The organism is Cellulomonas septica (assembly GCF_012396155.1).
Classification (GTDB): Bacteria; Actinomycetota; Actinomycetes; order Actinomycetales; family Cellulomonadaceae; genus Cellulomonas; species Cellulomonas septica.
In genome coordinates this window covers 1-1,081 of record NZ_JAAXOY010000894.1, presented here as the reverse complement: position 1 = coordinate 1,081, position 1,081 = coordinate 1, and the positions used below count along the sequence as shown (strand labels likewise).

Sequence of the window (1,081 nt, the reverse complement as noted above, 5' to 3'; positions counted from 1 at the left end):
TGCCTCGCCGTGGTGTCGTCCGTCTCCCCCGGCACGCGCGCGCGGCCGTAGCCGTCGAGCGTCGTGCCGTCGGCGCTCGCGAGCACGGCGTGGGCCTGCGTCAGGGGGCCGCGCGCGGCGTCGGGGGTCTCGACCAGGTAGACCGTCACGTCCCAGGGGTGCGACATGGTCCGCTCCTCTCCGTCGGCGGGGCGCCGCCGGGTGGTGCCGGGCGACGACTCCATCGTCCCGCGGGGGTGAGGGCGGGCGGTGGTCCGGAGGTCCCGGGTCAGCGGCCTGCCGCGACGCGCGCCGGGTGGCCGGCCGGGTAGTAGGCGCGGACCCAGTCGGGGAACTCCTGCACGAGCCGGTCGTAGAGCGTGGAGTCGGGGACGGCGTCGATGTCGTCGAGCGCGAAGAACCCCGTGTTGTCGACGGCGCGGCCCCGCAGGTCGTCGAGCCTGGCGAGGATGCCGTAGTTCGAGCGGCCGAGTCCGATGAACTGCCAGAACACCGGTGACGGGACGGCCGCGCGGATCGCGGCCTCGGTGCCGCGGTTGTCGGTGACGCCGCCGTCGTGGAAGAACAGCACGAGCGTCGGCACGTCGGCGGGCTGCGTGGCGACGTAGCGCAGGACCTCGTCGATGACGGCGCGCTCGTTGTTGACGCCACCGGCCTCGACGGGCCGCCGACTGGTCCACCGCTCGAGCCACTGCGGGAGGTCGCCGACCTGGAGGTCGTCGACGCGCACGCCGCGTGCGCCCATGAGGAACATCTGCATCTCGGCGTCGTCGTCGAGGGCGGCGGCGACGGGCATGATCCGCTCGACGGCGCGCGTGAACACGCCGCGCCGGTAGAGCCCGGCGGTCGAGCCGGAGACGTCGAGCACGCCGATGACGCGCGCGCGCAGGCCCGCCGCGCCCTTCTTCTCGAGGGAGACGGTGACGAGCCGCTTGCGGAGGTCGAGCGTCTCGCGCATGGGTGCGGGGAGCTTCTCGGCACCCTTGGTGAGCGACACGGGCGGCTCGGGCGCAGGTGCGGGTGCGGGCGCGTCTGCGGGCGCGGGTGCGGGTGCGACCGCGGGCGGAGCGGGGGTCGCGGG

At 75.1% G+C, this 1,081-nt stretch carries 1 protein-coding gene; it reads right to left on the bottom strand.

The features are described from left to right. Positions 1 to 268 precede the first annotated feature (268 nt). The coding region (locus HGA02_RS20075) for a vWA domain-containing protein (protein WP_168681192.1) at positions 269 to 1,081 on the bottom strand (813 nt) is incomplete at its 5' end.